The organism is Actinoplanes sp. NPDC049548, from assembly GCF_040676695.1.
GTDB lineage: Bacteria > Actinomycetota > Actinomycetes > Mycobacteriales > Micromonosporaceae > Actinoplanes.
The window spans coordinates 239,580-247,604 of sequence record NZ_JBFAPM010000013.1; the positions used below are offsets into that span (position 1 = coordinate 239,580).

The following is an 8,025-nucleotide window of genomic DNA, read 5'->3' on the forward strand; positions in this document are numbered from 1 at the left end:
GGAAATATGGGTAGGGTGGAGGCATGGCTGCCCTCGACTTCCACTGGTTCCTGCCCACCAACGGCGACAGCCGGGACATCGTCGGCGGCGGTCACGGCGTACCGGTCGGCTCGGCCGGCGGCGTACGCCCGCTCACCATCGGCTACCTCGGGCAGATCGCCCGCAGCGCCGAACAGCTCGGCTTCGCCGGCGCCCTCACCCCCACGGGCGCCTGGTGCGAGGACGCATGGCTGACCACCGCCATGCTCACCGAGGTCACCGAGCGGCTCAAGTTCCTCGTCGCGTTCCGCCCGGGGCTCATCTCGCCGACGCTCGCCGCCCAGATGGCGTCGACCTTCCAGCGGCTGTCGGGCAACCGGCTGCTGCTCAACGTCGTCACCGGCGGCGAGTCCGGCGAGCAGCGCGCCTTCGGCGACTTCCTGGACAAGGACGCGCGCTACGAGCGCACCGACGAGTTCCTGGCCATCGTCCGCGCACTGTGGCGCGGCGAGACCGTCGACCACCACGGCAAGCACCTGCGCGTCGAGGGCGCCAAGCTGAGCCGCCTGCCCGACCCGGTCCCGGAGATCTACTTCGGTGGCTCCTCGGCGGCGGCCGGCCCGGTCGCCGCCGCCCACAGCGACGTCTACCTGACCTGGGGTGAACCCCCGGCGCAGGTGCGGGAGAAGCTGGACTGGATCCGCGGCCTCAACCCCGGCCTGCGCTTCGGCATCCGGCTGCACGTCATCGCCCGCGACACCGCCGACGCCGCCTGGGCCGAGGCCGAACGGCTGCTGCGCCACGTCTCCCCGGACGCCGTCGAGGCCGTCCAGGCGGGACTGCGCCGCAGCGAGTCCGAGGGGCAGCGCCGCATGCTCGAGCTGCACGGCGGCTCGCGCGACGGCCTGGTCGTGGCGCCGAACCTGTGGGCGGGCGTCGGCCTGGTCCGCGGCGGCGCGGGCACCGCCCTGGTCGGCAGCCACACCGAGATCGCCGACCGCATCGCCGAGTACGCGGACCTCGGCATCACCGAGTTCATCCTGTCCGGCTACCCGCACCTGGAGGAGGCGTACTGGTTCGGCGAGGGCGTGCTGCCCGAGCTGGCCCGGCGCGGCCTCTGGCGGCACCCGGACGGCCCCGGCACGCAGCAGGCGAGCATCCCGTTCGCCGGTGTCCCTCTGGGAGGAAACGATGACGCTCGGAACCGCCGTGGTGGAGACCTCGTCCCTCGGTGACCGCACCTACCTCGTCCACGACGGCGAGGTCGCGGTCGTCGTCGACCCGCAACGCGACATCGACCGGATCCTGGCCGTCGCCGGCCGCCTCGGCGTCCGGATCACGCACGTCGCCGAGACGCACCTGCACAACGACTACGTCTCCGGCGGCCTGGCACTCGCCCGGCTGACCGGGGCGGCCTACCTGGTGGCGGCCGCGGAGGAGGTGAGCTTCGCCCGCGTACCGGTGAGGGACGGCGACCGCGTCACCGTCTCCGACCGCCTGGCGCTCACGGCCGTCGCCACCCCCGGCCACACCTTCCACCACCTGTCGTACGTGGTCCGCCACGACGACGAGGTGGCCGGCGTCTGCACCGGCGGCTCACTGCTGTTCGGCAGCACCGGGCGCACCGACCTGCTCGGCGCCGAGCACGCCCGCACCCTGGCGCACCACCAGCACGCCTCGGCGCGCCGCCTCGCCGACCTGCTGCCCGACGGCACCCCGGTGTGGCCCACGCACGGCTTCGGAAGCTTCTGCTCGGCGACGCCGCCGGACGCCGACGCGTCCACGATCGGCCGGGAGAAGCTCGCCAACCCGGTGCTGCGGCTGCACGCAGACGCGTACGCCGAACAGCTGCTGGCCGGGCTGGGCGCCTACCCGGCGTACTACGCCCACATGGGCGTCCGCAACGCACAAGGGGCGGACCTGATCGACCTCACTCCGGTGGCGCGCGCCGGCGCGGACGAGCTGCGGGCCCGGATCGAGGCGGGGGAGTGGGTGGTCGACCTGCGCTCGCGCAAGGCGTACGCGTACCGCCACCTGGCCGGGACACTCAGCTTCGGCCTGGACGGGCCGCTGGCGACGTGGCTGGGCTGGACGCTGCCGCACGGCGCCCCGCTGACGCTGCTGGGCGAGTCGCCGCAGCAGGTGGCGGCGGCGCAGCGCGAGCTCGCCCGCATCGGCATCGACCGCCCGGCCGCCGCGGCCACCGGCACGCCCGAGGAGTGGGCCCGTACCCCCGGAGACCTGGCGGAGCGCCGCCGGGCGACCTTCGCGGACCTGGCTGCCGAGGATGCGGACGTCGTCCTGGACGTGCGTGCCGCCGCCGAATGGGACGCCGGCCATCTCGCCGGTGCGGTGCACATCCCCCTGCCGTCACTCACCGAACGCCTGCGGGAGGTGCCGGACGGCACGGTGTGGGTGCACTGCGCGGCCGGCTACCGCGCCGCGGCCGCCGCGAGCCTGCTGGCCCGGGCCGGCCGCCGGACGGTGGCCGTCGACGACGACTGGGCCAACGCGGCCGCCGCAGGCCTGCCGGTCGTGCACGAGGGGCCCTCACGCCGGACCGGGTAGCGTCGCGGGATGGACGACCTGCTCGACGCCGCTGCGCGGCTGATCGCCATCCGGTCCACCGCCGACCGGCCCGGCGAGCTGAGCGCGGCGCTCGAGTACGTGCTCGGCCGCGTCGGTCCCGGTTTCACCGTCGAGCGGTTCCTCTCCCGGGGCAAGCCGAGCGCTCTGGTGCACACCGGCGGCACGCGACCCGACTTCAGGGTGATCCTCAACGCTCACCTCGACGTCGTGCCCGCCCCGGACGAGCTGTTCCGGCCGCGGATCCGCGACGGCCGGCTCTATGGGCGCGGCGCCCAGGACATGAAGGTGGCGGCGCTGGTGATGGCCGACGTCTTCCGGGAGCTGGCGCCCGTGCTGCCGTACCCCCTGGGCCTGCAGCTGGTCACCGACGAGGAGGTCGGGGGGTACGACGGCACCGCGCACCAGATCGACGCCGGGGTGGGAGCCGGCTTCGTGGTGATCGGGGAGCAGAGCGGGCTGCGGGTGGTCACCGAGTCGCGGGGCATCCTGCAGGTACGCCTGCACGCCACCGGCACGGCCGCGCACGCCGCCTATCCCTGGCTCGGCGACAACGCCCTGCTGAAGCTGCTCACGGGGATCGAGCGGGTGCTGACCCGCCATCCCTTGCCCGGCCACGAGGTGTGGGCGACGACGGTCAACGTGGCGCGGGTCGAGACCCCGGACGCGGCGGTCAACCAGGTGCCCGCCGCGGCGGTGGCGTGGCTCGACATCCGGTTCCCGCCCGAGGACCGGGCGTACGCCGGGCGTACCCGTGAGCAGGTCGAGCGGCACCTGCGGGACCTGTCCGGGCTGGAGGTGTCGGTCGACGGCTTCGGGGCGCCGCACCGCGCGGACCCGGACAGCCGCGAGGTGGGGTTGCTGCGGGCCGCCGCGCGTGACGCCGGCTTCGGCGGTGACCTGCTGCGCAAGCACGGCGCGGCCGACGGCCGGTTCTACTCCGCGCGGGGCGTCGACGCGGTGATCTTCGGTCCCGGCGGGGACGGGCAGCACGGTCCCGGGGAGTATGCCGACCTGGCCACGGTGGCGCCGTACCGGGCGGCGCTCGTCACCTTCCTGCGAGCCCTGCGCTGATCTCCGCGACCGGCAGCAGCACGGTCCCGAGCCCGGCGACCTCCCGCAGGCCCTCCTCGGTGGCCTGCGAGATCGCGTCGATGGCCAGCACCACCCGGTAGTCGCGCTCGCTCGCCTCGACGATGCTGGCGCGGGGGCAGTTCGGCAGGTTGCAGCCGGCGAAGACGACCGTGTCGGCCCCTTGCTCGCGCAGCATCGCGTCCAGCGGGGTCCGGTAGAAGGCGCCCCAGCGGGGTTTGAAGAGGGCGTACTCGTGCGGGCCCAGCACTTGCGGCGCCCCGCTCAGCAGCAGGTCGTCGTCGAGGCGGGGTCCGTCGCCGGGGAGCAGGCCGGGCGCGAGCAGCCGGCCCTCGGTGCCGGGCCGCACCATCCCGGCGCCCGCGGCGAGGAGGGTACGCCGCACGCGGTCGACGTCGTCGCCCTCGTAGAGCCGGATGATGTGCACGACGGGCCGGCGCGCAGCCCGGAAGGCGTCCAGCAGCTCGCGCAGCGCGGGGACGATCTCGGTGGTGCCGGCGAGCCCGTACCGGCTCTCGGACAGGAAGTCGCGCTGCATGTCGATGGTGACGAGCGCGGAGGTCTCCCAGTGCGGTGCGAGGTGGGGGTCGATCGCGGATCCGGTCATGCGGCGGTCCTCGACGCCTCCATGCGGCGGGTGAGCTCGCGCGCCCGGGCTTGTTGCACCGACCGTGCCTGCCCGATCACGAAGCGCCGCAGTATCCACGGGCAGGTCACCGTCACGGACTCGGTGACCCGGGTGGTGTCGCCGTCCCGCTCCAGGTCGACGGTGGCGACCAGGTGCACCCATCCCGGGCTGCGGACGTCGCTGACGATCCTGCGGCCCGGGACCGGGAACGTCATGGTGACCCGGATCAGGTTGTCCCAGTGCAGCGGCCCCAGGCGGAAGCGTTCCACCGCCACGTACGACACCGCATCACCCTCGCGCCGGACGTCGCGTACCGCTACGACCAGCGGGGACAGGCCGACATAGCTTTCCGGGTCGCTGAGGTGCCCGTGAATCCTGGCGGCCGGGGCGGACACCGCGAACGTATGGCTGAACTCATCGACGGACACGCCGCCCATGGTCGCACGAACCTTTCGAAAACCTTTGCTGGGAAATTGCTTTGAACCCCTTCGCTGTGCCCCTTCGTACTGATGGCTGTCGACGACGTCCGTCAGGGCAACAATCCCCGATTTGCGCCGCGGTGGGAGACCTCCGCAGCGCGTGACGAAAGGCCGAGCATGAGTCGTGTCCACTACGGCACGCGGGCGGTTTCCCGCCTGTCGCGCCGTAAGGTTCTTACGATCGCCGCGACCGTGGGTGTCGGTGCCTCCGCCGCCGGAGTGGCCGGGCTGAGCCTGGCCGGCGAGAAGGGCGGCGCGTCCGCCGACGACGAGCCGCTGGTCCTCTCGCTGCGTGACGCGAAGAAGGGCACCTTCGACCTGTTCTCGGGCGGCTCGAAGGTCACGATCACCGACGCCGACCTGGCGAAGAAGCTGCTCAAAGCCGTCAAGCGCTGAACCTGGAAGGCTCTCTCATGTCCTCGCACCGCGAAGCCCCGGAGATCAGCAAGGACCCGGTGGCCGACAGCTCCGACCTGTACGCGTTCGTCAGCCCCGACAACCCGGACACGGTGACGCTGATCGCCAACTATGTGCCGCTGCAGCTGCCCGCCAGCGGTCCGAACTTCTTCGAGTTCGGCGACGACGTGCTCTACGAGATTCACGTCGACAAGAACGGCGACGGACGGCCCGATCTGACGTACCAGTTCCGCTTCCGCACCGAACTGCGCAACGACCGGACGTTCCTCTACAACACCGGTCCGATCGAGTCGCTGGACAGCGAGAACTGGAACCGCCGGCAGTTCTACTCGGTGACCCGGGTCGACGAACACGGCAAGCACACCGTGCTGGCCGAGAAGCTGCCGTGCCCGCCGTGCAACGTGGGCCCGCTGTCCATCCCGGACTACGACAAGCTGGCCGAGGACGCGGTGCACAAGCTGGAGACCGGCGAGAAGGTCTTCGCCGGCCAGCGGGCCGACCCGTTCTTCGTGGACCTGGGCGCCATCTTCGACCTGGGCACGCTGCGCCCGTTCCAGGACAAGCACCTGGTCGGGCAGAAGCTGTTCAACTACGCCGGCAAGGCGGTCAACGCCACCGACAAGATGAACGTGCACAGCATCGCGATCCAGGTGCCGCTGCACATGGTCCGCAAGGACGGCAAGAAGAAGGTCCGCGGGCGCGACCCGGGCGCGGTCGTCGGCGTGTGGACCTCCGCCAGCCGCCGCCAGGTCCAGGTCCGGCACGGCAAGAAGAACGATGACGTGTACGTGGGCCCGCACGTCCAGGTGTCGCGGCTGGGCAACCCGCTGTTCAACGAGGTCATCGTGCCGATGGCGCAGAAGGACCTGTGGAACAGCCTGCCGCCGAGCGAGGACAAGCGCTTCGTGGAGTTCGTCGAGCAGCCCGAGCTGGCGCAGCTGCTGCCGGTGCTCTACCCGGGCCTGTTCGACAACCTTGCCGAGCTGAACAAGGCGAAGACCGCCCGCGCCGACCTCGTCGCGATCCTGCTGACCGGCATCCCGGACGGGCTCATCGACGACTTCCAGAACAACACCGGCGAGACGCAGGCGGACATGCTGCGGCTCAACACGGTGGTGCCGCCCACCAAGGACGAGAACGCCTTCGGCATCCTCGGCGGCGACCTGGCCGGCTTCCCGAACGGGCGGCGGCCCGCCGACGACGTGGTGTCCATCTCGCTGCGCGCGATCGCCGGCGTCACCGTGCCGCTGGTGGACGAGAAGTTCAAGCCCGACGACGCCGCGGCGCAGGTCGAGCAGGGACTGACCGCCAAGGACGCCAGCTCCAAGCTGCTCAAGAAGTTCCCGTACCTCGGGGTGCCGTTCGACGGCTTCAACAATCCCTCCGGAGAGGACGACAAGTGAGCGTCGGGGTCCACCATCACCACACGCTGGCGCCCTCCGGGCAGGGCACCGTGGTGCTCAACATCGGCGCCGGCATCGGCGCGCTGGTCATCCACACCCCGGGCAGCCTGCACGGCCACGAGATCGAGGTCAGCCCGGTCGAGGACGCGGCCCGGCGTACGCACGCGGCGGTCCGGGCGCGCTACGTCCGCGACGGCGTGATGTTCAGCGTGGTCATCGACAACCTGCCGGCGGGCCGGTACGTCGTCTGGCGCGACCCGGTGACCCCACTGGCCGAGGTGCGGGTCTCCGGAGGGTCGGTGACCGAGTACGAATGGCCGGAAGGCGCCATTTCGTAACAAGCGGTGACGCCCCTGCCGGTTTAGGGTGAGCGAATGGACACGGCAGGGGTGACCGATCGGGACCCTGATCCGGCGTCGGTGGGCTCGGACGTGGCGGCGCGCGCGGCGCTGCACACGCTGGACGCCGATGAGGCACGCGCGTTCTGCCGCCGGATGTTCTACGGACCGCTCGAGATCAAACCGGCGGGCAGCATCGAGGGCTTCGACTTCTCCGCCGACGTGGTGCAGCTCGGCCCGCTGACGATCGGCGAGGTCAGCTACGGCGTGGAGATGTGCATCGCCATAGGGGACCTGCGGACGGCTTACCACGTGCTGGCCCCGGTGACCGGCTCGGTCCATGTGCTGCACCGGGGCACGGCGACGACCGCCGACCCGGGTCGCGCCGCGGTGTTCCAGCCGCTCGGCGACATCGACCTGCGCTGGTCCGCGGACTGCCGGCTGTACAGCGTCAAGGTGGAGCGGCTGGCCTTCGAGCGGGAGCTGGAGGCCGCGTACGACGCGGCGGGCGGGGCGGCGCTGCCGCTGGGCGCCACCTTCGGTCTGGCCGGCGGGCCGGGCCGCAGCTGGATGGGCCTGATCCGGATGCTGCACGCGGAGCTGCGCGAGCAGGACGGCCTGACCACCCTGCCGTGGCTGCTGCGGCGGTGGCGGGACCTGGCGATCAGCACGCTGGCCGGGGCCGTCGAGCACTCCTCCGGCGGCGGCGTGCCCGGTCAGCCGACCGCCCGCCGGCCGCGGACGGTCAAGCGCACCCTCGACGCCATGCACGCCGAGCCGGGCCGCTCGTTCACGGCGTCGGAGCTGGCCGGCATCGCGGGCGTCGGCATCCGGGTGCTGCAGGAGTCGTTCCGCCAGCACGTGGGCGTCCCGCCGCTGACGTATCTGCGGCGGCTGCGCCTGGAGGGGGTGCACGCCGAGCTGACCCGGGCGGACAAGGGCGACGTCAGCGTGAGCGAGGTCGCGTACCGGTGGGGCTTCACCCACCTGGGCCGCTTCGCGGGTGCCTACCGCGCCCGCTACGGCGTCTCGCCGTCACAGACCCTGCGCGGGGGCCGCCAGTTAGGGTCGGCGCCCCCCCGTAGCCCGGGGCGAGGAAGGAC

General features: G+C 72.3%; 9 protein-coding genes. 7 read left to right on the top strand and 2 right to left on the bottom strand.

The window, feature by feature from the left end; all coding sequences use genetic code 11:
• Positions 1 to 23 precede the first annotated feature (23 nt).
• Genes AB0J80_RS25380 through AB0J80_RS25390 form a run of 3 tightly spaced genes read left to right on the top strand, consistent with a single transcriptional unit; the run spans position 24 to position 3,639 of the window.
• Positions 24 to 1,214, top strand: coding sequence for an LLM class flavin-dependent oxidoreductase (locus AB0J80_RS25380; RefSeq protein ID WP_364709407.1), 1,191 nt, complete (start codon positions 24 to 26; stop codon positions 1,212 to 1,214).
• On the top strand, positions 1,171 to 2,547 hold the full coding sequence (locus AB0J80_RS25385) for an MBL fold metallo-hydrolase (protein WP_364709410.1): 1,377 nt from the start codon (positions 1,171 to 1,173) through the stop codon (positions 2,545 to 2,547). The genes AB0J80_RS25380 and AB0J80_RS25385 overlap by 44 nt, the downstream gene beginning before the upstream one ends.
• Positions 2,548 to 2,556: 9 nt before the next feature.
• Positions 2,557 to 3,639: a M20/M25/M40 family metallo-hydrolase gene (locus tag AB0J80_RS25390; RefSeq protein ID WP_364709412.1), complete on the top strand. Its 1,083-nt coding sequence runs from the start codon at positions 2,557 to 2,559 to the stop codon at positions 3,637 to 3,639.
• Here the strand turns inward: AB0J80_RS25390 and AB0J80_RS25395 are convergent.
• Together AB0J80_RS25395 and AB0J80_RS25400 are read right to left on the bottom strand one after the other, a co-directional pair.
• Positions 3,614 to 4,264, bottom strand: a complete 651-nt coding sequence (locus AB0J80_RS25395; RefSeq protein WP_364709414.1) for an isochorismatase family cysteine hydrolase — start codon at positions 4,262 to 4,264, stop codon at positions 3,614 to 3,616. The genes AB0J80_RS25390 and AB0J80_RS25395 overlap by 26 nt on opposite strands.
• Positions 4,261 to 4,713 (bottom strand): SRPBCC family protein, encoded by a 453-nt coding sequence (locus tag AB0J80_RS25400; protein WP_364709415.1) that lies wholly within the window; start codon positions 4,711 to 4,713, stop codon positions 4,261 to 4,263. The genes AB0J80_RS25395 and AB0J80_RS25400 overlap by 4 nt, the downstream gene beginning before the upstream one ends.
• Before the next feature lie 243 nt (positions 4,714 to 4,956).
• Between AB0J80_RS25400 and AB0J80_RS25405 the strand changes: the two genes are divergently transcribed.
• From AB0J80_RS25405 to AB0J80_RS25420, 4 genes are all read left to right on the top strand, one after another.
• Positions 4,957 to 5,160, top strand: a complete 204-nt coding sequence (locus AB0J80_RS25405) for a hypothetical protein (RefSeq protein WP_364709418.1) — start codon at positions 4,957 to 4,959, stop codon at positions 5,158 to 5,160.
• Positions 5,161 to 5,177: 17 nt separating this feature from the next.
• A complete protein-coding gene (locus tag AB0J80_RS25410; RefSeq protein ID WP_364709421.1) occupies positions 5,178 to 6,584 on the top strand; it encodes a DUF4331 domain-containing protein in 1,407 nt (468 codons plus the stop codon).
• A complete protein-coding gene (locus AB0J80_RS25415) occupies positions 6,581 to 6,922 on the top strand; it encodes a phospholipase (protein ID WP_364709423.1) in 342 nt (113 codons plus the stop codon). The genes AB0J80_RS25410 and AB0J80_RS25415 overlap by 4 nt, the downstream gene beginning before the upstream one ends.
• A gap of 36 nt (positions 6,923 to 6,958) precedes the next feature.
• Positions 6,959 to 8,025: AraC family transcriptional regulator (locus tag AB0J80_RS25420; RefSeq protein ID WP_364709425.1), on the top strand; the 1,067-nt coding region annotated here is incomplete at its 3' end.